Raw genomic sequence first — 24002 nt, forward strand, 5'->3', positions numbered from 1 at the left:
AGAGTCGGTTCCTAGGCTCGAGTCGTGCTCGAGTTCCAGAGTGTGGGTGATGGACGACGACCGCCGCGGTGGCGAGCCGCCGTGGCCATCGTCCCGCTGGCGGTGTGTTGCCTCGTCAGCGCGGCTTTCTCACCGCTGGTGCACCGGGTCACCACACCCGATGCGCCCGGCTGGTTGGTGCTGCTGTCGGCGGTGACCATGTTGGCGTGCGTGGTCAGCCCGCTGGCGCTGTTCTGGCGCCATCGCCTGCCCTTCGCGCTGACGATCGCCGCGGCCGTCGCGCCGCTGGTCATCCCGATCGGCAACACCCTGGCCTACGTCTTGCTCGCCTGCCTGCTGGCTCGTCGCCGCGGCCCGGCGGTGTGGTGCACCGCGGCGCTGGTGGCCGTCACCTCGGCGACGGTGGTGGCCCTCGATGCGACGGCCCAACCCCGGGAGGCGTCCTTCGCGCACGCCCTGCTCGGGTCGGGGCCGTCGTCCGAACCCGTACCGGCCCTGGTGATTCTGATCGCGGCCATCCTGTTCTACGCCGCCGCTGTGGGGGCCGGGCTGGCCGTGCGTGGCCACCGGCTCGCCCGGGTCGCCTCGGCCCAGGCCGACAGCTCCCACGTCACGTCGCGACAATTGGGCGACGAGGTCGCGCGGCAACAGGAGCGGGTGCGCATCGCCCGGGAGGTGCACGACGCCATGGGGCACCGACTGTCGCTGCTGAGTCTGCACGCCGGCGCGGTGGAACTGCACGCAGCTGACTCCCCCGCACTGCAGGCGTCGGCTCGGCTGGTGCGCCAGAGCGTGGGAGAGGCCATGCACGATCTGACCTCGCTGCTCACCATGCTGCGGGAGCCCTCGGCGAGCGAACTGCCCGAGATCCCGCTCAGCGAGATGACGCTGGTGGTGCGCGACGCCGTCGCGGCCGGCCAGTCGGTCAGCTCGTCGGTCTTCGTGGAGCACGCGGAGCGGGCCGATCCGGCGCTGACAAGGGCTGCCTTCCGCACGGTGCAGGAACTGCTGACCAACGCCCGCAAGCACGCGCCCGGCGAGCCGGTGTGGCTGCAGGTGCAGGGTGGTCCCGACGTGGGGCTAGCGATCGAGACGGTCAACCGCTACCTGGGTGGGCTGCCGCCGGCTCCGGGTGGGGCCCGCGGGCTGCTGGGCATTCGCGAGCGGGCGGAGTTGCTGGGAGGTCGCGTCGACTTCGGTCTCGACCAGGGCGGCAGCACGTTCCGGGTGCGGGTGGAGTTGCCGTGGCGGGGGCGGTCACGCTGACGACCACCCTGCGTGACGTGGGCCCTGTGTGACGGTGGCCATGCGTGACCGTGGCAAGGATTTGTCGGAGTCGATTCCTAGGGTGAGAGCGTGACGTTGATTCGTGTGTTGCTGGTGGATGACGACCCGCTGGTGTGTGCGGGCCTTCGCCTGTTGCTGTCGAGTGCCCCCGACCTGCAGGTCGTGGGCGAGGTGCACGACGGGGACGAGGTGGTGGCCGCCACCGCGGCACACCGCCCGCACGTGGTGCTCATGGACCTGCGGATGGCGCGGGTCAACGGCGTCGAGGCCACTCGTGCCGTGCGCGCCTTGCCCGACCCTCCCCAGGTGATTGCACTGACCACCTGGGACGTGGACGACGCGCTCGTCCGCACCCTGGCGGCCGGCGCCAGCGGCTACCTGCTGAAGAGCGCCGAGCCGATGGCCATCATCGAAGCCGTGCGCACCGTGGTGCGTGGCGAGGCCGTGTTGTCGCCCAAGAGCACCCGCCAGTTGCTCGACCACCTCGACCAGGGGGATCCGTCAGCTGCTCGGCACGAGGCTGCCAGGGCGATGAACTCGCTCACGGAACGCGAGCGCGAGGTCGTCATTCGGATGGCAGAAGGTCTGACGAACGCTGCCATCGGTGCCTCGCTCTACCTGTCGGAGGCGACGGTCAAGACGCACCTGTCGGCGGCCCAGACCAAGCTGGGGGTGCGCAATCGCGTGGAGCTGGCCGTGCTCGCCGAGCGCGCGGGGCTCCTGCCGGTCTCCTGAGGGGTGCGGGGCAGGCTGACCGGCCCGTGAGCAGATTCATCGGACCCTGACATGAAGAACCCCGGTCCATGGGGACCGGGGTTCTGGTGCATCACGGCGCGGGAGGCGGTGAGGCCGGCGGCTGGCAGTTGTTGCACGGGTTGGTGGCGCTCACACTCAGAATGAGGGAACCCGAACCGGTGCGCGGCGGGGCCGGTGCGATGGTCGTCCACGTGAAAGCGGCCGATCCCTGAATGTTCGCGTTCTCGCTGGTCGCGTTGGTGAGGCTGAACACGAGGTCGGCGCACACGGGAACTCCGCCCGTGGCGGCCGGAGCCGTCACGATCAGGTTCGAACCCGACTGGGTGCCGGTCCAACCGGCGGGCAGAGACTGGTCGCTGACATCCAAGGCCATCGTCTTCGCCTCGCCGTTGAACGTCACGCTTGCTGGCTGGATGGTGACGCTCACCGGGGCCGCCACACTGCTGCACAGCTTCACCTTCAGCAGGTAACCCTTGGAGACGTTCCACGGGTTCTTGTCACACGAATCGCCGGGCTGCTTGCACCCGTTCGACAACTGCGTGAGGGTGACGGTGCCCTTCGACACGGCGAAGGCCGGCACGGCTCCAGCAATGACGACCGTGGGCACAGCCCATGCGACGCCCGCCGTCACGGTGCGTCGCGAAATGGTCTTGTCGGACATGTGATCTCCCCCCAGAGACACGATGTAGTCAGGCAAGCCATCCCCGGGCTCACCGTCACGGGCCACTGTAATCGTGGTCGGGAGCAGTGTCCACCCCAAATCAGCCCGTGATATTTCGCGTGATTGGCGGTTCCGTCGGGAACCGTCGTCAGGGGTGCGGGTGGTTCTCCGGCAATCGTGCCGCACGCACCTGGTCGACCACTGTCTCGCACAGTTCTCGGGTGTCTGCCTCGCCCTCCACCGGGCCGCCAGCCAACAGCCCGTCGGCCCCCAGAAGAACCGCCGCGGGAACGGTGCCCAATCGCAGCGTGCCCGAGACCTCGTGGGCCGGGTCGAACATGGCCCAGTCGTGCAGGCAGAGGGTCGGGTCGTCGACGTTGACCCGTCCCCCGTACACCGGGCGGACGACCACCGCGGGGTCCAGTTCGGCCGCCCAGGCGGGCAGCTGCTCGGCGATGCGCTGGCACCCGGCGCAGGTGGTCGACAGGAACACCAGCAGCTGTGCCTGGTGGAACGCCAGATCCCTGAGGTGAACCTCGGTGCCCTCGGCAGTCCGGAGCCGCCCATAGGGAATGGGGGTTCGCAGGTAGTCCGCATCGTGCTCGTGGGCGGACGCCTCAGGGGCAGACGAATCCTTCGACGCACCGGCACCGATCAGCCACGCCACGACCACGGCCGTCACGGCGACCACCAACCAGCCAGCATCGGACGACGTCGCCGCCGCCCACCGCTGCACCGTGGACGCACCTCGGCCCATGCTCACGAGCGACGTCACGGCCAGGGCCACCAGCACCGCGTTCCGCACAGCAGTGCGAGGCGTCACCTCGCCGAGGCCGAGCTCCCCGAAGCAGCCGCACACGACCTTCTCGTCCCAACTCAGTGCCCGAAGCACCACGATCAGGTACACGAGCATCAGCACGACGGAGGCCGCCGCGAAGCCGATCCCGACGACACCGGGCAGCACCAGGAGGCCGACGGCCAGGGCGAGTTCCCCCCAGGGCAGCAGCGCGGGTGCGACGGATCGGGACAGCCATCCGGGCAGCCGCAGCGCCACGAACGAGTCTCGCGCGGGCTGAGGACTTCGCCACTTCATCACTGCGCTGAGCACCAACACGGCGGCCAGCACGAGGGGGATCCCCAACCCCAGAGAGTGCATCACGGGCATGATTCTAGTGAGCACCGATTGTGCCCACCTCAGGCTCAGCCTTGCCGCGCCAGTGCCCCGTGCAGTGCGCGCAGGAGATCGTCCTGAATCGTCCGCACTCGGGCCGCGTCGACAGTCGTGGCAACTCGCTCCAGCGCCTCGAGGGACGTCTGGCCGTCGACCTCGAGCCAGCGAGGCTCCGGTTTCACGACCGCCTCGTAATCATCGAATTTGACGTTCCCACCGAGCAGCCCCTCACCGGTGAGGGCCCGCTCGGCGGGAACGCCCAAGCTGTCGGCGACGATGAGGCCATGCAGTGATGACGAGACCACCGTGCCCGCCTGGGCAATGCGCCGCGCGACCGTGACCAAGGGGAGCCTGACGTCTATGACGTCGACAACGCCGCCATACCGGTGCAGGAAGTCGTCGAACGCGCCGTGGTCCCGATGATCGTGATGGGCGAGAAACGCAACCCGCGTCCGCACCGGGCGGCGACGGATCGATCGCGACACCAGCAGGCCGGGGTCCCCCATGGGCACGGACGACCCGTGGCCTCCCGCCGCGTGCGACGGTGCTCAACGTTGCCCCGACAACCAGTCCGGCGTTGCGCAGGCTCCGTCTCGCCAACCCGTCATACCTGCTGTAGTGAGCCAGCCTCGTACGCACGTCTCCCCCGGTCGATTCCGGCCCCACCGTGCCCAAAAGGGTGGACGACGAGACCGCTTTCCTCAGCCCAGCATCACCTTGGACGTCAGCGTCACACCGTCGGGCAGTCTGGACCGGATGAGCACCGGTGGGTGCTGATCCGTGGACATCGCCGCGCGGACTCCCTCCCACGGCCGGCCGGCGACGGCGTAGCCCGCGAGTTTCGTCAGGCGGTGCGTCGTCAACGGGCCGCCCAAACGGCGCATGAGCCGCGCCGCCCGCAAGCGGTGGCCAGGGACGCGCGAGGCGACATCGAGATACCTGTCCAGCACCCCCGCGGGCGCATGCTCGGCCACCGCGTAGTCGCGCATCGTCCGGTTCGGGTCGTAGTTGTCAGTCAGATCGCGCGCCAATGCCTCGGCGGTGGGCCAGTGAGAGTCCAGGTGGCCCGCATAGTTGTCCAGCCGAAACCTCACCGCCGTCTCCCCGGTGACGTAGCCCTTCGCCCCGTACCAATCCATCGCGTACACGTTGCGATTGCACGCCAGGGCTTCGGGCACCCCTCGGCCGATGGTGAACACAATGTCGGCCTCGTTGATGAGAGGCGCGGGGTCGTCAACGGGGTTCGGCATCCCCGCTTCTCGAAGCTCCATGCCCGTCAGTCGACACGCTGCTCGAATCAGGTCGCGAGCTCTTGACGCCCGATTGGAGAGGATCAGAGCGCGGATCGGCGTCCGATTCACCGGCCTGACTTCGGTGAAGTGGTCGATGTCGATCGGGTTGCGAATGACGGTGGAGCGCCAAGGGATGTGTGCCGCCGTCAGCTCAGAGACCGCAACGTAAGCGTCAGCGCCCGAGGGGACCCACTCCTGATCGGGGAGGAACCCATGGGCGGTGTACACCAGCCGGTCGATGGGGACTCGGCGAATCTCGCGGAAGCAATCGCGATGATTCACCAACGCCAGATCGTAGGTGTCACCCGAGCTGTGTGGCGGGAGCCATGGAAGCAGGGTGTTGGGGCCCGGACAGAACACCTTGACTTCCCAGCCGCGGCGCAACATCTCGCGAGCCATCGTCTCGACCCAGCGTTGCGACCCCCCTCGGTCGCTCAGATTCGTGTTCGTCAGAAGCGCTTTCACGCAGCCCACCCCCGCTCAACCTACCCCGAAGGGCGTGCTGGCGGGCTCGTGCGCCAGAGTCACCTCGCCTCACCGATCCGAAACGGTGTCACTCTGCGAGTTCGTGCCATCCACTGGCAAGAACTCGCAGCTCAGCGCCGAATCCGATCAGTGGACGACCACGAGCCGCCCGCCCAGCCCCCTCACAACCCCACAGCGCGCGCGATCAGGGCAGCGGGCTCGTCCGCACCCATCGACCAGGCAGCCGTGGGCTCGTCCCCGAATTCGCGCAACCCGTAGCGCGCCCAGAAGTCGCGCACCCACGCCGGCGGGCTGGGGTGGTGCACCCACGCCGGCAGCCCGCGTTGGGCCGCCTCGAGCGTTCCGGTCGAGAAGATCGAGACCACGGGTCGTCCGAGATCGACCAACGGACGACCGCTGGTCTCGAAGCCGACTCCCCGGCGCTGCAACCACGCATGGGCCGCCCGCGAGGCGACATCGCGCTCGATCGGATGGGGGCGGTAGTCGGCGCCCTGCCGGAGACAGAACGACTCGTACACGCGCACCTTCTGCAGCCTGGGCAACTCGATGCCGTGCAACTGCCCGAGCATCACGGGTCGATCGTCGACCACCTCCGCTGCGGGCCGACCGGCGGCCTCCCAGAGCATCTGCGGGCCGACGACCTGCCACGTGATCGAGTCACGGTCGGCCGACCAGAAGTGGGCGTCGGCCTCGCTCCATGCCAGCAGGTGGTCGCCGTCGTTCAGCGGAGGAGCCCAGGGGGTCATCAGTCCGTGCTGCACGACGACGAACTGCTTGTCGCGCGGTTTGGCCCACCCCTCGACCACCGCCGACAGCCGATTGAAGGCGCCCAGCGACAGCACCCGTTCGATCGAGCGGGGTAGCTGGCCCGGGCCGATGAACTCCACCGGCGACCACTGCGCGCCGTCGCCGAACTCCGGCAACAAAGGGTCGGGCACCTCGGTGAGCACCGCCACCCGGCGCAGGTCGGCGGCGTGCCGCAGCGGCTCATGGATCACCAGCCGGCAACTGGGTGACAGGTTGTCCATCACCACCAGCGTGGTCGGCTCGTCCGGGGGCAACCAGAGCGTCGCCGTCGCAGGTTCACTCGGGCGCAGCGTGCCCTTGGCCCGACGCAGCGCCCCCTGCACTCCGTGGCGCCTCTCGGCCCACCGCTGCCAGGCCGCCAGATCGTCCGGAAAGGCCAGCCCCGCTCCCTCACGCGTGCTCATTCAGTGCTCCGACGCATGCAGCCCGACCTGTCAGGTTCCCCGGCGCGGCTGGGAGCCGTCGCTCAAGACGCGCGCCGGCACCCCAGCCACCGTCGCACCCGCCGGCACGTCGCGCGTGACCACCGACCCGGCTCCGACCACGGCGTCGTCACCGATCGTGATGCCGCCCTTGATCAGCACCTTCTCGCCGATGAAAACGTTGCGCCCGATGACGATCGGCCCGTCCTTGAGCACCTCGAAGTGGTCTTCGGCGCCGTGCGCCCCCGAAGAGATGGTGACGTCGTTGGCGATCATCGTGCGGTCACCGATCACCACGTCGTCGACGGCGTGAACGTGACACCGGTAGCCGATGAAGACGTCATGCCCGATGGTCAACGTCGAGTCGAACTCGGTCTGCAGCCACCCATGTTCGCGCACCAAGAGGTTGCGCCCGATGTACATCTGGGCGATGCCGCGAATCGCGATGGGGCTCACGATCACCGAGCCCGCACCGAGTCGTCCGAACGATGAGCGCAGGAACGGCATGGCCAGCCGGTAGGCGTGGAACCGGACCGCGGGCGCCTTCTCGAGCAGCACTCCCAGCTTCATCTGATTCCCTCCCTCGTCGATGGTGGTCAGTCTGGCACGGGGCCCTGAGCGGGCGCAGGTGCTGGGCGGTCGTTGCCCTCGGCTTGCGTCGACAGCCCCACGCCGAGTCGCGGACGAGGCGGTCGTCCGAACCAACCGAACCTCGCTCGCCCCACCAGCAGACCCCACTGGAAGGCGGTGCGGTGCCGCCACCCCCGCCAGTCCCGCGATCCGGGTCGGACGAGCATCCGCACGGCCGCCCCCAGGCAGCGGGGCAGCCCCCACCACCAGCGCCGCGGCAGGCTGGGCGATCGTCCGACCAAGTGATGGCGAGCGGCCAGCAACTGGTGGCGCAGCCCCGTGCGGAACTCGTCCGCGGCCGTGCGCGTGCCCTCGGGTCGGGAGCGATAGGCCAGCCGCATGCCACTCGAGCGGGCGATTTCGTGCCCGGCCTGCTGGGCCCGCAGCGCCAGGTCGTTGTCTTCGACGCCGTAGGGCATGGCGACGTCGTAGCCGCCCAACTCGAGGTAGACCGCACGCCGCACGGCGCACGAACCACCGAGCAGGATCGGGTAGGGCACCGGCGCGGCCGGCAACGCCACGTCGACGGGGCGGGTGGCCAGCGCCTGCTCGTCGAGCAGGTCGTCGAGATGGTCGGGACCGTGGGAGAAGTCGGCGTCGGCGACCGGGGTCGCGCCCCCGTTGACGATCGCGGCCGCGTCGAGCGCGCGGGCGGCATCGCGCACCCAGGTGGGGGCGACGTGGTCATCGGAGTCGCAGAAGGCGAGCTTGTCGGCGCGGGCATGGGCCACGCCCACGTTGCGGGCGTAGCCGGGGTTGGCGAGCAGGTCAGCGGTCACGACCTGCACGCGCAGGCGGCTCGTCCAGGGTGAGACGGCGGCCGCGAGGTCGTCCGATGATCGGTTGTCGACGCAGATCACCTCGAAGGCCGGCGCGTCGACCTGCCGGCTCAGGGCCTCGAGTTGCCCCCCGATCACGGCGGACGAGTCATGGCACGGCACGATCACCGACAGGCGGGGCGGCAGCGCCAGATCGCGTTCGTTCGACACACCACACCCCCTTCCCGCCTCGTTCGACCCCGAAGTGGAGGCTGACCCAACCCTAGGATGTGGGCATGTCCGCCGCCTGGCTCCGCGATGACGACGTGCCCGTGCTGGCATTGTCGCCCCATCTGGACGACCTGGTGTTCAGCGCCGCCGCCGTCGTGCAGCACCGACCCGTCGAGGTCTGGACCGTGTTCGCGGGCCTGCCCGACCCGGCGGTGACCACGGCGTGGGACCAGGCCTGCGGCTTCCCCGACTCGACGGCGACCCTCGCCGCCCGCAGGGCCGAGGACGAGGCCGCCTTTGCGGGCAGTCGGGCCACGATCCGCCACCTGCCCCTGCTCGACGGCCCGTACACGAACCCGGCTCGGCGCCGGCGCGACCTCGCCGGCCTGGCCGAGGAGCTCCGAGTCTGGCTGACCGACCACCCCGATGGCGTCGTGCTGGCCCCGGCGTGCGCGGGCGCCCGGGTGGCATCGGCCGTCTGGGAGCGGTGGCGCCCTCGCCGTCCGGCGTCGACACCCGCAGGCGACCCTCTCGACCCGCCCCAGCAGGACAGCGCCCCGCTCCCCCGGGACATCCGCACCTGGGGGCTGCGCCTCGTGCGGGCCGCCATGCACGCCGACCACCAGCGCCGCCGCGCCGCCGCCCGACGGCGTGGCCTGGCGGTCAACACCGACCATGTGGCCGTCCGCGATCTGGTGCTCGAGGTGGCCACCGACCCTCGCTGCCCCTGCACGGTGGTGCTGTACGAAGACCTGCCCTACCTGTGGGCGGAACCGGCCGACGCCGAAGTCGCCTCCGTGGCCCAACGGCTCGGCCTGCAGCCCGACCTCACCGAGCTGGCCGTCGACGTCGACGACAAGTTCGCCCGCATCGCGGCCTACCGGTCGCAGCTCGACGTGATGGACCCCGTCGAACGGCGGCTGTCGACCCCCGGGCGCCTGCCCGGCCACGAGCGCTACTGGACCCTCACCAGGAAGGACGTCGCATGATCGACGCCGTTGCCGTCATTCCCGCCCGCGGCGGCTCGAAGGGCATTCCCCGCAAGAACCTGCAGGTGCTGCAGGGCAAGCCGCTGATCGTGTGGACGATCGAGCAGGCCCTCGCCGTCGAAGGGTTGCGCGTGGTGGTGTCGACCGAGGACGACGAGATCGCCGCGGTCTCGAGCGCGGCGGGTGCCGAGGTCGTGCCTCGTCCGATCGACCTCGCGCAAGACACGACGGCGACCGAACCGGTCGTGCTGCACACCCTCGATGTGCTGGCCGAGCGCGGGGACCACCCGGCCGTGACCATGCTGCTGCAGGCGACCTCACCGGTGCGCCACCCCGGCACCCTGCAGCGGGCCCTCGACCAGTTCGAGGGCGGCGAGTTCGACTCGCTGGTCGGGGTCGTGCCCTCGCCGCCGTTCCTGTGGGGCATGGCCACCACCGGCGAGGGCGTCGCCCACTGGGACTGGCAGCACCGCCGCCGCCGACAGGACATGGCGCCCACCGACCTGCGTTACCGCGAGACCGGGTCGGTCTACGTGACCCGCACGTCGATCTATCGCGACACCGGCAACCGTGTGGGTGGCCGCATCGGATTGTTCGTGATGGACGAGGACGAGGGCATCGACATCGACACCCTCTTCGACCTGCAGACGGCCACGTCGGTGATGGCCCACCACCGGCCGGACTGACCCGGACTGACCGGCCGGGCTGGGTCACCGCGACAGGCAGCCGAATGTGTCAGTGCCCACGGCTACAGTTCAGCGGGAGAGATCGTTTGCGAGAGGGGACGCCGTGCTGATCGATCGCCAGGTGGCGCCATTCGTCATCGTGCAGGGCGAGCCGATGCTGGCCGCTCTGCGACGCATCGACGCCAACCAGTCCCGTATCGTGTTCGTCGTCGACGGTCATGGCCACCTGGTCGGCTCGCTCTCCGACGGTGACGTGCGGCGCTGGCTGATCGCCAGCCCCGAAAGTTCCTTGGACGCCGACTGTGCGCTGGCGGCCAACCCGCGGTGCGTGCGCGCCACCGAGGCCACACCGCACCGTGAGATCGCCGCGCTGCTCACGGCGCCGGTCAGCCACGTGCCGATCGTGGACGACGCCGGTCGCGTCGTGGCGATCGCCAGTCTCGACCGCCGGGCCCTGCAGATCGGCCGCCACCGCATCTCGTCCGACGACCCCACGCTGCTGATCGCCGAGATCGGCAACAACCACCAGGGCAGCGTCGCGTTCGCGAAGGAACTGGTCGACCTCGCCGCCGAGTCCGGCGCCGACATCGTCAAGTTCCAGTTGCGCGACCTCGACGCCACCTACCGGCAGGCCGGAGGATCGTCCGCGGGGGAAGACCTCGGGGCCCAGTACACGCTCAACCTGCTGCAGAAGTTCTCGCTGCGGGCCGAGCAGCTGGTCGAGGTCTTCGACCACTGCCGCCATCGCGATCTCGACGTGTTCTGCACCCCCTGGGACTCACCCAGCGTGCGGGTGCTGGCCGACTACGGCGTGGCCGGGCTGAAGGTGGCCAGCGCCGATCTCACCAACCACGAGCTGCTCACTGACATGGTCGCCACCGGGCTGCCGATGATCGTGTCGACGGGCATGAGCACCGAGGACGAGATTCGGCAGGCGGCCGACCTGCTGCGCGCCTCCGGGTCGCCGTTCGCGATGCTGCACTGCCAGTCGACCTATCCGGCGCCGTTCAAGGACATCAATCTGCGCTACCTGGCGCGGCTCGCGGAGATCTCGGGCGCGCCGGTCGGCTACTCCGGCCACGAGCGAGGATTCCACGTGCCGTTGGCCGCGGTCGCCTTGGGTGCCCGCATCATCGAGAAGCACTTCACGACCGACCGCACCCTCGAGGGCAACGACCACAAGGTGAGCCTGCTGCCCCACGAGTTCCGGCAGATGGTCGACCGGGTGCGAGAGCTCGAGGAGTCGCTGGGCACCGGCGACGCGCGGGTGGTGTCGACCGGGGAGTCGATGAACCGGGTCAACCTGGCGAAGTCGCTGGTGGCCAGCCGGCGCATCGAGGTGGGCGAGCGGATCACCCGCGACGCCATCGACGTGCGCTCCCCCGGCCGTGGGCTGCAACCCAACCGGATGGGCGACCTGGTCGGCCGCACCACCAACCGCGTGGTCGAGGCCGGCGACTTCTTCTACCCCGCCGACCTCACCGACCTCGCCGCCCGGGGACGGGCCTACCACTTCCGGCGGCCGTGGGGGTTGCCGGTGCGCTACCACGACCATGCGGCCCTGCTGGCCGACTCCAACCCCGACTTCCTCGAGTTCCACCTGTCGTACAAGGACGTCGAGATGGACCTCGACGAGGTCTTCGACCACCGGCTTCCCGTCGGGTTCACGGTGCACCTGCCCGACCTCTACGCGGGCGACTTCATCGTGAACCTGGCCAGCCCCGACGACGAGGTCTGGGAGCGCTCGATCGCCGAGACCCAGAAGGTGATCGGCATCACCCGGGCGCTCACCCGCTGGTTCACCGTCGACGAGGCCCCCGTGGTGATCGCCACCATGGGCGGCTTCACCGCCGACGGTTTCGTCGACCCCGCCGAGCGGCCGGCGATGTATGCGCGCATCGCCCGGGCGATCGAGCGACTCGACACCAGCGACGTGCGCCTGACCGCGCAGACCCTGCCGCCGTACCCGTGGCTGATGGGCGGCCAGCAGTACCACAACCTGTTCATGGGCCTCGACGACACGGTCGACTTCTGCACCCATTACGGCCAGCGGCTGACCCTCGACATCTCGCACTCCAAGTTGGCGGCGAACTTCCACCGGCGGTCGTTCTCCGACTACGTCGAGGCGCTGGCCCCGCACACCGAGCACCTGCACGTGGTCGATGCCGAGGGCGTCGACGGTGAGGGTCCCCAGATCGGCGAGGGCGAGGTCGACTGGCCGGTGCTGGCCAAGCAACTGGACGAACTGGCACCCGGCGTCGGGTTCATTCCCGAGATCTGGATGGGCCACACCAACAACGGCGCCGGCTTCTGGACGGCGCTCGACCGGTTGGAGCAGTGGTTCTGATGACCGCGCCCGGGGTCGACGCGCTGACGGCCGACCGCACGGTTCTGCTGGTGGTGCCGGTCTCGAACCTGGCTGGCGTGGCCCGCCACGTCATCGACCTCATGCGCGTCGGCGTTCCCGGTTGGCAACTCACGGTCGCCGCGCCCGAGGGCCCGTTGCTGGACGAGGTGCGCTCCCTGCCGCGAGCCAGGTCAGGCGTGAGCGCCGTTCCGGTCGCCATCGAACCCGCCGAGGGTGACCGACCCGGCGTGCGCACCGATCTCGCGGTGCGGCGACTGCGCAGCCTGGTGCGGGAGATGCGACCGGCGATCGTGCATTCGCACCTGGCGCGGGCCGATCTGCTGGCCGCCATGGCCACGGTGGGGCTGCCGCCCCGACTGGTCTCGACCGAGCACCACATTCCACCTGACCGCTTCATGTTCCACTCGACGCCCGCCCGGGCCCGCACGATGGAGGCGATCCATCACCTTCGGCTGCGGCGTTTTCGGGGCCTGGTCGCGGTCAGCGACTCGACCCGCCGCGACATGGTGCGCTGGTGGCACCCCACCCAGCCGGTGCGGGTCATCCTCAACGGGGTCGACCGCCGCCGCGCGAGTCCCCGCCCCGAGCCGGGCCTGAGGTTCCTCTCCCTCACCCGGTTGTCACCGGAGAAGAACGTCGAGATGTCGGTGCGGGCGTTCGCGCGCATCGCCGGGATGCACCCGGAGGCCACGCTGACGGTTGCGGGAGCCGGGGAGTGCCTGCCCGCACTGCGAGGCCTGGCCGCCGACCTCGGGGTGGCCGACCGGGTCTCCTTTCCCGGCTTCGTCGACGCCGACCAGGCCATGGCCAGCCACGACGTCGTGCTGCAGCCCTCGAAGTCCGACAACTGCTCCTACACGCTGCTCGACGCGGTCTCCGAGGGAATGGGGGTGGCGGCCAGCCCGATCGGCGGCAACCCCGAGATCCTGCCCGACCACTGCATCGCCGCCCTCGACGACCTCGACGGGTTCGTCGCCGTCGCCCTCGAGCAGGCGCTGCGGCCCGACCGTCGTCCGACCCTGCCCGCGCGTGTGCCCACCGTGGTGGGCATGGCCGCCCAGCTGAGCGACGTGTACGACCGGGTGATGCGTGGGGAGCGGGCGGCATGAGGCTGGTCTTCGACGCCCGCTGGGCCGGGCGCCACGGCATCGGACGATTCGCCCGCGAGTTGCGTCCCCGACTGGCCGGCAGTGTCGTCGACGTGCACGGTGCCCACCCGGTCTCGCCGCGCGGACTGATCGAGAGCGAACTGTTGCCGCACCGGGCGGCGGGCGGCCACGAGCGGAGCGCGACCTGGTTCTCGCCCGGCTACACCCCCTGCCTGAGCTGGCGGGGACCGCACGCCTTCACGGTGCACGACCTGATTCACCTCGAGGTCGAGGGGGAACGCTCCCGGGCCAAGGACGCCTACTACCGGCAGGTGGTGCGCCGAGCGGTGCGCCGCCCTCGCGGTGCGGTGCTGACCGTCAGCGAGTACAGCCGCGATCGGATCGCCGACTGGGCCGGCGTCGACCCGGCCCGGATCACGGTGGTCGGCAACGGCGTCGACGACCTCTTCCGGCCCGACGGTGCCGCTGCTGCGAGCCACAGCCCGTACCTGCTGCACGTCGGCAACCCCAAACCGCACCGGAACCTCGACCGGGTGCTGCAGGCACTGGCCGGGCTGCCCGACGTCACCCTGCGGCTGGTGACCGCTCCCGATCGCTCGCTGCTCGACCGGGCCGCCGCGCTGGGCGTCGCCGATCGGATCGGGTTCGAGACCGACGTGGACGATGCCCGCCTGGCCGCCCTGTACCGCGGCGCCCGCACGGTGGTGGTGGCCTCCCTGCACGAGGGCTTCGGTCTGCCTGCCCTCGAGGGCATGGCCTGCGGCGTGCCGGTGGTCGCGTCGAACAGCACCTCGCTCCCCGAGGTGGTGGCCGACGCGGCTGTGGTCGTGGACCCCACCGACGTGGAGGCGATCCGGCACGGCATCGAACAAACCCTGACCAACGAGGACCTGCGCCGCCGACTGGCCACGGCCGGCCCCCTCCGCGCTGCCCACTTCCGGTGGGACGCCGTCGCCGACCGGGTGAACGCCGCCCTGGCCGCCGAGGCGGGTGAGCCATGAAGGTCGCCCTCGCCCACGACTACCTCACCCAGCGCGGCGGCGCCGAACGGGTCGCCCTCGAGCTCACCCGGGTCTTCCCCGGCGCCGAGCTGTTTACCTCGCTCTACTCACCGCCGGACACCTTCCCCGAGTTCCGCGAGGTGCCGGTGCGCACCTCGGTGCTGAACCGGGTCGCGGCCCTGCGCCGCAACTTTCGGCTCGGGCTGCCGCTGTTCGGCTGGGCCTTCGGGCGCGCTCGCGCGGGCAGCGATGCCGAGGTGATGGTGGTCTCGACGACCGGCTTCGCCCACGGCATCCGCACCGAGGCACCCACGCTGGTCTACTGCCACTCCCCGGCCCGCTTCCTCTACCTGGCCGACGAGTACCTCGGCCGCCGCTGGTTCACCTCGCCGCAGGGGTGGGTGCTGAAGGCCCTTCGTCCCCCACTGGTGGCCTGGGACCAACGCGCCGCTCGTTCGGCCGCCGCCTACCTGTGCAATTCCACGGTGGTGCGCGACCGCATCCGCGCCGTCTACGGCATCGAGGCGACGGTGGTTCCCCCGCCCGCGGGCCTCGACCCGGCCGGCCCGCGCGAGCCGGTCGGGCAGTTGGCCGACTGGCCCGACCATCACCTGTTGGTCAGCCGACTGCTGCCCTACAAGAACGTCGATCGGGCCATCGACGCCTTCCGCGCACTGCCGGACGAACGGTTGCTGGTGGTCGGACGAGGCCCCCAGCGCGACCAGCTGGCGGCACGGCTGCCGGCCAACGTCCGGCTCGCGGAAGGCCTCAGTGACGCGCAACTGCGCACGGCCTACGCCGGGGCGCGCGCCGTGATCGCCCCCAGCCACGAGGACTTCGGGCTGACACCGGTGGAGGGTTTCGGTTTCGGGGTGCCGACCCTCGCGCTGCGGGCGGGCGGCTACCTCGACACCGTGGTCGAGGGGGTCAGCGGCTGGTTCTTCGACGAGCCCGACGCCGCGGCGATCGCGTCGGCCGTGCGCCGGCTGGCGGCCGAACCGCTGGCCCGCGAGCCGATCCTCGAGCACGCTCGCCGGTTCTCCCCCGAGGTGTTCGCCGAGGCACTCCGATCGGCCGCCGCCAGGGTCGCCGCAGGTCAGGGGGGCCATCATGACTGAGCCCGGGAGGCCCGACGTCGAGGCGCCAGACATCGAGGGGCCTGAGTTCGAGGGGCCAGATATCGAGGTGCCCGAGTTCGAGGCGTCGGTGATCATCCCCGTGCGCAACGGCGAGGCCTGGATCGGCGATCAACTTCGCGCCCTGGCCGAGCAGACCTTCACCGGATCGTGGGAGGTGGTGATCGCCGACAACGGGTCGACCGACGGCACCCGCCGGGTCGTCCGCGAACTGGCCCCGGAGATCGGGGTGCCCGTCAGGATCGCCGATGCCTCCGGGCGCGCCGGCATCTGCCACGCCCGCAACGCCGGGGCCCTGGCCGCCCGAGGGCGACTGCTGGCGTTCTGCGACTGTGACGACCGGGTGAGCGAGCAGTGGCTCGAGGCCGCCGTCGACGCCAGCCAGGACGGCGAGGTGGTGGCCGGGCTCAACCGTGAACTGCAGGAGCCGGTGCAGCACCCCGATGCCCCGGCGATCAATCCCGGCGGGATCATCCACGGCTACCAGGCGATCCTGTTCATCGGCTGCAACTTCGCGGTGCGACGGGACGCCTACTTCGCCCTCGGTGGCTTCGACGAGTCGTTGCCCCCCTACGGCTGCGACGACAGCGAGTTCGCCCTCCGCGCCAATGCCGCCGGCTGCACCTTCGTGGGCGAGGAGGCGATGCTGGTGTGGTTCCGCACCACCACGGGGCTGCGGCGACTCGTCCGCAAGGTCTATCTGTCGGGCAAGGCCGAGACGATCATGTGGCATCGCCACCCCGAACGGTTCGGCCCCCGACTGGGAGTGAAGGCATCGACGATCGCGCTGCTGCGCACGCCGTGGGCGCTGCGGGGCGGCGGGCTGCCCGATCGTCGTCAGCGGGCCCGCTACCTGCTGACCCGCGTCGCGCACGTGGTCACCGAGCTCGAACTGCTGCGCGGGCGCCACTCCCGTGAGGCGTGGTTGGTCAGCGCGGACGACCCCCCACCGGGAGTCGAAGAGGTCTGCGGGGGTGCGTCGTGAGAGCAACAGTCGTGGTCCCCAGCCGCGGCGGCGCGCGCCGCCTGCCGCTGCTGCTGGCCACGCTGGCCGCGCAGACCCACCCCGACTGGGAGGCCGTGGTGGTGCTCGACGGCGACGTCGACGGTTCGGAGTCAGTGGTGCGCCGCTTCGCCGACGTCCATGACGACCTCGCCGTGCGCACGGTCGTGTTCCCCGAGAACCGTGGCCGGGTTGCCGCCCTCAATGCCGGCTTCGCCGAGGCCACGGGCGACGTGCTCATCCGCGCCGACGACGACTTCGAACTGTCGCCGGGGCACGTGGCCGCCCACGTCGCCCCGCACGAGGCGGCCGCGGCCCGCGGCGAGCGGGTGGGAGTCGTCGGCCTGCCCGAGAACGTCGCCCCCGACAACGCCTACGCCCGCGCCTACGGGGCCTGGGCCGACCAGACCGGACGAGCGAACGCCCGCGCCACGCCCCCCGACGAGCGGTGGCGGCTGTGGGGAGGCAATGTCTCGTGCACCCGAGAGGTCTACGTCGAGCTCGGCGGCTACGACGCCCGCTACCGCGGCTACGGCTGGGAAGACCTCGACTTCGGCTACCGCCTGCGGGCCCTGGGCATCCCCATCGAATTGGCCGACGGCGCCACCGTGCGTCACCACCTGGCCTCGGTGACCACCGCCATCCGGGCCCGCCGCGCCTGGGACTCGGGAGCGGCCCGGGCACGGTTCGAGCAGATCCACGGGCCGGGGTCGTCCGGTCGGGCCGTTCCGCTGGGGGACGATCCGTGGAACCGACTGGTGCGCGCCTCCGCGAACCGCCTCGACGAACGCCGGCTCGACCGATGGACGGCGACCGTCGACCGGATGCTGCCCGTGGTGCCGCGCCCCGTGGGTCGCAAGCTGGTCGCGTGGGCGGTCGAGTCGGCTGCCGTGGCCGGGTTCACCACGGCCGCGCACGCCCAGGGACCCGCGGCTGGTAACCGGCCGGCTCCGGGCGGGAGTCCCTCGTGACCGGTCCGCTCGTGGTCGTCATGCCGGGCCTGCTCAATGGCGGTGGCGCCGAACGGTACGCAGTCGGGCTGGCGGCGGCGCTGCGCGGGCTCACACCGCCGGCAACCGCCGTGGTGCTGGCCACCGATCGCGGCGAGGTGCCCGAGTTCGAGCGCCACTTCGGCATCGACCTGACCGGCGTTCGGGTCGTCCACCTGCCCACCCCACCCTCGTGGTCGAGGCGGCTGCCCACCTCGCTGTTCGATCTGGTCGAGGAACTTGGGTGGACGGGGGCCCTGCGGCGGCTGGGCCCGTCCGTGCAGTTCACCTGCCTGTACAAGGCCGAACTGCCCGGGGTGGCCAGCGACCGCAATGTCTACGTCTGCCATTTCCCGCACCGTCGTGACCACCGCTGGCGACCGTGGTGGCGGGCCGCCGCCATGGCAGTGGTTGCCCGGGCGCGCCGCGGGCTGCTGGGCCACGGCCCAGACGCGCTGGGCAGCTACGACACCATCGTCGCCAACTCCGGCTTCACGGCCAACCACGTGCGGTCACGCTGGGGCCGCACCGCGGTGGTCGTGCCGCCCCCGTGCTCCCCCATGGAGGCTGACGCGACCCGTCGCCGTCAGATCGTGGCCGTCGGCCGCATCGAACGACCCGTGCCCGGAGTGCCCAACAAGCGACACGACGTGCTCGTCGACGCCTTCTGCACCCTCACCGACCTGCACGACCAGGGGTGGGAACTGCAGCTGGCCGGCACCTGCCCGAACGATCAGCAGGATTACCTCGCATCGCTGCGCGACCGCGCCCAGGGAGCCCCGGTCACCCTGCACCCCAACCTCCCGCATGCCGACCTCGCGACGCTCTACGCGTCGTCGACGATCTTCTGGCACGCCCAGGGGTTCGGGGAGTCGGTCACCGAGCACCCCGAGACGCAGGAGCACTTCGGCATCACCACCGTCGAGGCGATGAGCGCCGGGGTGATCCCGGTCGTCATCGACACGGCCGGCCCCCGCGAGGTGGTGGCGCCCGTGGCCGGGGCCGAACGGTGGATCACCCTCGACGACCTGGCCGCGGCCACCCGCAGGGTCGCATCGCTGACGGAGAGCGAACGCGCCAGCATCGAGGGCGCCTGCCGGGCCCGCGCCGCCGAGTTCTCACCCGACGCCTTCACCGCGAGGATCGCCGCCCTGCTCGGGAGCGACCGTGAGCGCTGACCGCCCCGGGGTGACCGTGGTCGTCGTCGCCTACAACCATCGAGAACACGTCGAAGAGGCCCTCGCCTCGGTGCTCGCGCAGACGCTGCCCCCGGCCCGGGTGCTGGTGATCGACGACGCATCGCCCGACGGCACCAGCGAGGTCGTCCGGGCCTGGTGTGCCGAGCACGCCCCCACGTGGGAACTCGACCTGCACGACCACAATCTGGGCCTGTGCGCCGGACTCAACCGCGCGCTCGCCACCATCGACACCCCGCTGTACGCCTACCTCTCCGGCGACGACCTGATGCGCCCCGATCGCCTCAGTCGTCAGGTCAACGCCTGGGTCGACGACGGACGACGGGCCGCCCTCGTCTACAGCGACGCCCGGGTCATCGACGAGCGGGGGGACGTGATCGCCCCCAGCCTGCGGACCGTGCACGGCTGGCCGGAGCCGGCCAGCGGCCGGGTGGTCACAGACCTGGTGGTCTGGAACTGGATCGTGGCCGCCTCGGTGTTGCTGGTCACCGACCGGGTGCGGCAGGTCGGGGGCTACGACGAGCGTTGGTTCTACGAGGACCATGATCTGTGGCTTCGGCTCGCCGCCCGTCACCCGGTGCTGGCGGTCGACGACCCGCTGGTGAGCTTTCGGCAACTCGCCACCTCGCTGGGCTCGACCCGGCTCACCGACCTCGACCCCGACCACCTCGGTGCGCGGGTCGCCATGCTCACCAAACTGTTCGGCATCGACGCCGACCTCGACGAGGCCCTGCGCAGGCACGTGCCACCGCGCGCGATCCAGCTGTGGCGCACGGGCGCCCACCCCGAGGTGGCGCGCGAAGGCTTCACCAAGGCGGCGGCAGGTCGAGCCGCCCCGAACCTGCGCCTCCGGGCCCTGCTGATCGGGCTCGGGGTGCGGCGCGAGCCCGAGGTCTTCTCCCGGGTGTCGAGGGTGGCAGCGCGCCTCAGGTCGGGCCGCTCCGGCCAATGACCGGCTCGCTGACCTGGCCGGCGCCTCGCCGCGCGAGCAGCAGCTGGGCGAACTCCCCCCATTGAGCCAGCACGGCGTCGGGGTGCCAGCGGTCCAGGTGGGCGTGGGCCCTCTCGCCACGGCGTTGACGTTCGCGGTCGTCGCCCATCGCCTCGACGAGGGCAGCCACCAGCCCCGCCACGCCGCCCGTCGGTGGCACCAACCACCCATTCTCGCCGACCAGCAATCTGACCCCGGGCGAGCAGTCCAGCGCCACCAGGGGTACCCGAGCCTGGGCCGCCTCGAGCACCGTCATCGGGAAACCCTCGAACGACGAGGTGAGCAGGGCGAGCCCGGCCCCACCCAGCACACCCAGTGGGTCGCCGGTCTCACCCGGCAGCGACACCAAGGCTTGCGCGTCCAGGTCGTCCACCACCGACTCGATGAGCGGACGTTCCCCACCCTCCCCGTGAATCGCCAGCCGCCAGCCCCGCAGGCCTGGGGACGAGCGCACCGCCGCGACGAAGGCTCGCACCATCAGCGCGTGCTGCTTCTCTCCCGACAACCGGGCCACGGCGACCGCCGTGCGGGAGTCGGCGACCGGCATCGAGCGGGGTACCTCCACCGGCAGAAAGGGGTTGCCGATCCCCCGGCACGGCACCCCGGGCAGCAACTCGGCGAACCGCTGGGCGTCATCGTCGGTCAGCCCGCTGAACCCGTCGAACCCGGCGAAGTGCTCGGGGATGGCGGCCCGCAACCACGTCTCGTGGTCGAGGCTGTCGAAGCTCGAATGGTGCTGGCCCACCCGCAGGGGGCCGGATCCGGGCTCGACCCGCCACCCCGACTCGTCCACGGCTCTGGCGGCCAATACATGGGTGAACACCAGCAGGGTGTCGTCGCCGTACCGGCGCAACTGTCGCCGCAAGCGCAGGCGCAACCACCGGCGATCGGCGGTCTTGGCGGTGGCCCGGGCGACCGCGACGGCGACCCGGTGCACCCGCCACCCGGTGCCCGCCAGCGCGCCACCCCGCAGCACCGGTCCCGCGTGCAGGCCGGGGCGGGGATTGACCACGAAGGTCGGGAACCGCTCGGGCCGGGTGCCCGGCGCGAGCGAGATGTGCTCCACATCGATGCCACGGGCCACGAGGGCGGCCGACATGTTCTCCACGTAGGTGGCCCCACCCGACGTCTCGGGCACCCGCGGCGCCACGAACACCACTCGGCGCACCTGGCTGGGCCAGCCGTCGGTCACGGCCCCACCTCGTCGTCGAGGCGCCCCAGCTCGACCATGCGGTTGAAGGCGGACGATTGCTCCCGCACCTGCGAGAAGGTGCCGAGGCCGGCGACTCGTCCGCTCTCGAGGAAGGCGAGCTGGTCGACGTGGCGCACGGTCGACAACCGGTGGGCGACGATGACCGTCGTGACCTCGCCCTGCAGTGCCCGGATGGACTGGGTGATCTCGTTCTCGGTCTCGTTGTCGAGGGCCGAGGTGGCCTCGTCGAAGACGATCACCCGCGGACGGCGGTACAGCGCGCGGGCGATGCCGATGCGTTGCCGCTGACCACCCGACAGTCGGGCACCGCGCTCCCCCAGCATCGAGTCGAGACCGTCGGGCAGGCCCGCCACCACCTCGCTCAGGCGGGCACCCTCGACGGCGGCCCGCACGCGGGCCTCGTCGCGCAGGTGGGCTGCCTCGCCGAACGCGATGTTGGCGGCCAGTGAGTCGTTCAGCAGGTACACGTCCTGGGGTACGTAGGCGACCGTGCCCCGCCAGGTCGACCCCAGTTCGGTGACCGTGCGCGACCCGTAGGTGACCCGCCCCCGGTCGGGTTCGATCAGCCCGAGCATGACGTCGACGAGCGTGGTCTTGCCCGACCCGCTCGACCCGCACAGGGCCAACGACGTCCCGGCGGGAACGCGCAGCGTGATGTCGCGCAAGACGTCGTCGGCGCCGTCTGGGTAGCGGAAACTCACGTCGTCGACGAGCAGGTCTCTGGCCTCCTCGAGCCCCCGCGACGGCGCCCCCGAGGTCTGCTCCCGCAGGCCGGGAGGAACGTCGCGCAGTGCCTGCACGGCCAGGTGCAGTCCGGTGGTTCCGGCGCGGATCTGCCCGAGGGTGGCGGTCAGTGCGGCCATGGTGGGCATCAGCTTGATGGTGGCGGCCACCAGCAGCGTCAGGGTGGGCATCAACCCCGCCGGGTCGGAGGTGAGCATCACCAGCACGAGAATGATCGCGATGCCCGAGATGCTCATCAGTTCCAGCACGTAGCGGGGCACCACCGAGTACACCAGCGCCCGTCGGGCGGCCGATCCGTTACGCTCGCTGGCCTCCAGGAACCGGCGCACGAACTCCGGCTTGGCGTCGTGCATGCGCACCTCGCGGAAGCCCTGCAGGGCGTTGATCAGGGCGTGGCTGCGATCCCAGGCCGACATCACCGCATCGCGGCCGGCGGCGACGTTGCGGCGGGCGAGCACCCGCTGCAGCCAGAAGACGACCAGCCCGAAGTAGACGATCGCGACGGCCGTCACGGCCGGCGCGACCACAAGCAGCAGGCCGAGAATGACCACCGTCGAGAACACCGACGAGACCAACGACAGCAGCCCGCCCAGCACCTTGCCGTGGGCATCACCGACGGCCGCGTCGATCGTGCGCAACGCCTCGGCCGTGTCGCGCTGACGATGGCGCAGGTAACTCTCCGACAGCAGTGCGTCGAGCAGGCGGGTCGAGCTGCGAATCTGCAGGCGGATCACCAGCCCCGCGCTCCATCGGGTCATCAGCAGACTGGCCACCGACTTCAGCGCGAAGGCCCCCACCATCAGCACGGCCATCCAGGTCACGAACGCCCTGCGCGAGGGATCGCCCGGGAAGAGCCGGTGCAAGGCTCCGATGTAGCCGGAATCGAGGTCGGCTCCCAACAACACCTGCATCAGCGGCAGCACGGCCGCCAACCCCAGCAGGTCCATCATCGACACCACGAAGCCCACGACCACGTAGAGCACCAGACCGAGGCGATCGCGCCGGGTGAAGGTGCCCAGCAGGTACCGCACGTCGTCGATCATGCGCAGCCCTTCCCTGCGGCGGCTCCGGCCACCGCGACCTCGTGATCCAACCGTGCCAGTTCCGCAGTGAGCGTGGGCGTCACCACCCCCAGGGCCTCGGAGATGTCGCGCACACGATGCCGCCAGTCAAGGTGGACGAGGGCGTGGTGCCGCAGGCGGCGCTCGAGGTCGGGCGACCACGAGGCGACGGCGGCCTCGATGGCGGCCAGCCCGGCCCCGCGGCTGCTCACGTCGATCTCGACCTTGGCCTCGTCGGGCAGCAGGTCGGCGGCCCGCACCTTCGGCAGGCTGCCGGCCACCAGGGCACCGCAGGTGACGGCGTCGGTGAATCGTCCGGTGAGGTAGTCCCGGGTGGGGTGGGTGTAGTCGGCCGGGCTGGCCAGATTGCCGGAGGCGAGCACCACCTTCGTCCGCGACAACTGGCGCACCACCTCGCGCTGGTTGGCGAGCCCATCGGTCTGACTGCCCACGAACGTTCCCTGATAGGTCAGCCCGCGCTCCTCGAAGAGGGCCCGATTGACGTCGTCGTCGGCCCAGGCGGCGGGCTGGCGCCCCAGGCGCAACACGTCGACATCGCGCCCGTCCGAACCCGGCCCCGCCGATCCCCTCACCCCGGGCCAGTCGAGCGCGTCGGAACCCCAAGGCGCCCACCCGCACTCGATGCCCGTGCGATCGCGGTAGCGGTCGACGAGTTCGTGATCGGTGATCCACACGCGATCGATCGTCGAGCCCTCCCGCGCGAACCGGGGCAGGCGTTCGTCCCAGAAGGAGTCGATGATCCAGGCGCCCACCTGCCCGACCCGACCCAGCAGCACCCGCGCATCGGCGAGCGCCAGCAGGTCGCCCGGGTGAGCGGCGATCACCAACAGCGGACCACGCGGGCCGCGCACTCGCGGCGCCATCGAAGCGAGCTTGCGCACCAACCCGTAGTCGCGGGTGGGATGCACCTCGACGAGCTCGGTCTCCCACAACCGGGCGACCAGATGCGCCATCGCCGTGACCGGCCCCCAACCCCCCGATGAGGCGGGTGTGA

At 70.9% G+C, this 24002-nt stretch carries 21 protein-coding genes and 1 pseudogene; 12 read left to right on the plus strand and 10 right to left on the minus strand.

The features are described 5' to 3' along the window. The first annotated feature begins 24 nt into the window (after nt 1-24). Entirely contained in the window at nt 25-1266 is a 1242-nt protein-coding gene (locus ACSDQ9_RS07485; protein WP_435145650.1) for a sensor histidine kinase, read from the plus strand. 90 nt (nt 1267-1356) lie between these two features. Continuing rightward, on the plus strand, nt 1357-2022 hold the full coding sequence (locus ACSDQ9_RS07490; protein WP_435145652.1) for a response regulator: 666 nt from the start codon (nt 1357-1359) through the stop codon (nt 2020-2022). Between the two features lie 91 nt (nt 2023-2113). Here ACSDQ9_RS07490 and ACSDQ9_RS07495 read toward each other — a convergent pair whose 3' ends face one another. The 7 genes and pseudogenes from ACSDQ9_RS07495 to ACSDQ9_RS07525 form a co-directional block, all read right to left on the minus strand. Then, entirely contained in the window at nt 2114-2704 is a 591-nt protein-coding gene (locus ACSDQ9_RS07495; RefSeq protein WP_435145654.1) for a hypothetical protein, read from the minus strand. Nucleotides 2705-2852: 148 nt separating this feature from the next. After that, nucleotides 2853-3860: a TlpA family protein disulfide reductase gene (locus ACSDQ9_RS07500; RefSeq protein ID WP_435146332.1), complete on the minus strand. Its 1008-nt coding sequence runs from the start codon at nt 3858-3860 to the stop codon at nt 2853-2855. A gap of 44 nt (nt 3861-3904) precedes the next feature. Beyond that, nucleotides 3905-4381 (minus strand): polysaccharide pyruvyl transferase family protein, encoded by a 477-nt coding sequence (locus ACSDQ9_RS07505; RefSeq protein WP_435146334.1) that lies wholly within the window; start codon nt 4379-4381, stop codon nt 3905-3907. A gap of 195 nt (nt 4382-4576) precedes the next feature. Then, a complete protein-coding gene (locus ACSDQ9_RS07510; RefSeq protein ID WP_435145657.1) occupies nt 4577-5632 on the minus strand; it encodes a glycosyltransferase family protein in 1056 nt (351 codons plus the stop codon). 182 nt (nt 5633-5814) lie between these two features. Continuing rightward, nucleotides 5815-6864 carry a prephenate dehydrogenase gene (locus ACSDQ9_RS07515; protein WP_435145659.1) on the minus strand — a complete coding sequence of 350 codons (1050 nt, stop codon included), beginning with the start codon at nt 6862-6864 and terminating at the stop codon, nt 5815-5817. A gap of 69 nt (nt 6865-6933) precedes the next feature. Continuing rightward, a pseudogene (locus ACSDQ9_RS07520) lies at nt 6934-7452 on the minus strand (acyltransferase); the annotation flags it as partial. A gap of 26 nt (nt 7453-7478) precedes the next feature. After that, nucleotides 7479-8501, minus strand: coding sequence for a glycosyltransferase family 2 protein (locus ACSDQ9_RS07525; protein WP_435145662.1), 1023 nt, complete (start codon nt 8499-8501; stop codon nt 7479-7481). A gap of 65 nt (nt 8502-8566) precedes the next feature. Here ACSDQ9_RS07525 and ACSDQ9_RS07530 point away from each other — a divergent pair, with 65 nt between their 5' ends. The 10 genes from ACSDQ9_RS07530 (at nt 8567) to ACSDQ9_RS07575 (ending at nt 19930) form a co-directional block, all read left to right on the plus strand. Continuing rightward, a complete protein-coding gene (locus ACSDQ9_RS07530) occupies nt 8567-9490 on the plus strand; it encodes a hypothetical protein (protein ID WP_435145665.1) in 924 nt (307 codons plus the stop codon). After that, on the plus strand, nt 9487-10176 hold the full coding sequence (locus ACSDQ9_RS07535; protein WP_435145668.1) for an acylneuraminate cytidylyltransferase family protein: 690 nt from the start codon (nt 9487-9489) through the stop codon (nt 10174-10176). Before ACSDQ9_RS07530 ends, ACSDQ9_RS07535 begins: the two co-directional genes overlap by 4 nt. A 103-nt stretch (nt 10177-10279) precedes the next feature. After that, on the plus strand, nt 10280-12523 hold the full coding sequence (locus tag ACSDQ9_RS07540) for an N-acetylneuraminate synthase family protein (protein WP_435145671.1): 2244 nt from the start codon (nt 10280-10282) through the stop codon (nt 12521-12523). Continuing rightward, nucleotides 12523-13653, plus strand: a complete 1131-nt coding sequence (locus ACSDQ9_RS07545; RefSeq protein ID WP_435145674.1) for a glycosyltransferase family 4 protein — start codon at nt 12523-12525, stop codon at nt 13651-13653. The genes ACSDQ9_RS07540 and ACSDQ9_RS07545 overlap by 1 nt, the downstream gene beginning before the upstream one ends. Next, nucleotides 13650-14654 carry a glycosyltransferase family 4 protein gene (locus ACSDQ9_RS07550; RefSeq protein ID WP_435145677.1) on the plus strand — a complete coding sequence of 335 codons (1005 nt, stop codon included), beginning with the start codon at nt 13650-13652 and terminating at the stop codon, nt 14652-14654. Before ACSDQ9_RS07545 ends, ACSDQ9_RS07550 begins: the two co-directional genes overlap by 4 nt. Further along, nucleotides 14651-15772 carry a glycosyltransferase gene (locus ACSDQ9_RS07555; RefSeq protein ID WP_435145679.1) on the plus strand — a complete coding sequence of 374 codons (1122 nt, stop codon included), beginning with the start codon at nt 14651-14653 and terminating at the stop codon, nt 15770-15772. Before ACSDQ9_RS07550 ends, ACSDQ9_RS07555 begins: the two co-directional genes overlap by 4 nt. Beyond that, nucleotides 15765-16775 carry a glycosyltransferase family 2 protein gene (locus tag ACSDQ9_RS07560; RefSeq protein WP_435145680.1) on the plus strand — a complete coding sequence of 337 codons (1011 nt, stop codon included), beginning with the start codon at nt 15765-15767 and terminating at the stop codon, nt 16773-16775. The genes ACSDQ9_RS07555 and ACSDQ9_RS07560 overlap by 8 nt, the downstream gene beginning before the upstream one ends. A gap of 11 nt (nt 16776-16786) precedes the next feature. Beyond that, the gene (locus ACSDQ9_RS07565; RefSeq protein ID WP_435145682.1) at nt 16787-17764 is read left to right on the plus strand and encodes a glycosyltransferase family 2 protein; all 978 of its coding nucleotides are present in this window, start codon (nt 16787-16789) and stop codon (nt 17762-17764) included. Continuing rightward, the gene (locus tag ACSDQ9_RS07570; protein ID WP_435145684.1) at nt 17761-18960 is read left to right on the plus strand and encodes a glycosyltransferase; all 1200 of its coding nucleotides are present in this window, start codon (nt 17761-17763) and stop codon (nt 18958-18960) included. Before ACSDQ9_RS07565 ends, ACSDQ9_RS07570 begins: the two co-directional genes overlap by 4 nt. Then, nucleotides 18950-19930, plus strand: a complete 981-nt coding sequence (locus ACSDQ9_RS07575) for a glycosyltransferase (protein ID WP_435145686.1) — start codon at nt 18950-18952, stop codon at nt 19928-19930. The genes ACSDQ9_RS07570 and ACSDQ9_RS07575 overlap by 11 nt, the downstream gene beginning before the upstream one ends. On the opposite strand, the gene ACSDQ9_RS07580 is transcribed toward ACSDQ9_RS07575, so the two are convergent. From ACSDQ9_RS07580 to ACSDQ9_RS07590, 3 genes are read right to left on the minus strand one after another with little or no spacing between them, the layout of a single operon-like run. Beyond that, the gene (locus ACSDQ9_RS07580; protein WP_435145688.1) at nt 19905-21161 is read right to left on the minus strand and encodes a glycosyltransferase; all 1257 of its coding nucleotides are present in this window, start codon (nt 21159-21161) and stop codon (nt 19905-19907) included. The genes ACSDQ9_RS07575 and ACSDQ9_RS07580 overlap by 26 nt on opposite strands. Next, nucleotides 21158-22969 (minus strand): ABC transporter ATP-binding protein, encoded by a 1812-nt coding sequence (locus tag ACSDQ9_RS07585; protein WP_435145689.1) that lies wholly within the window; start codon nt 22967-22969, stop codon nt 21158-21160. Before ACSDQ9_RS07585 ends, ACSDQ9_RS07580 begins: the two co-directional genes overlap by 4 nt. Beyond that, the gene (locus ACSDQ9_RS07590; RefSeq protein WP_435145691.1) at nt 22966-23961 is read right to left on the minus strand and encodes a hypothetical protein; all 996 of its coding nucleotides are present in this window, start codon (nt 23959-23961) and stop codon (nt 22966-22968) included. Before ACSDQ9_RS07590 ends, ACSDQ9_RS07585 begins: the two co-directional genes overlap by 4 nt. Nucleotides 23962-24002: the final 41 nt, after the last annotated feature.

Origin of the sequence: Aestuariimicrobium soli (genome assembly GCF_051192575.1) — a bacterium.
Taxonomy (GTDB): domain Bacteria; phylum Actinomycetota; class Actinomycetes; order Propionibacteriales; family Propionibacteriaceae; genus Aestuariimicrobium; species Aestuariimicrobium soli.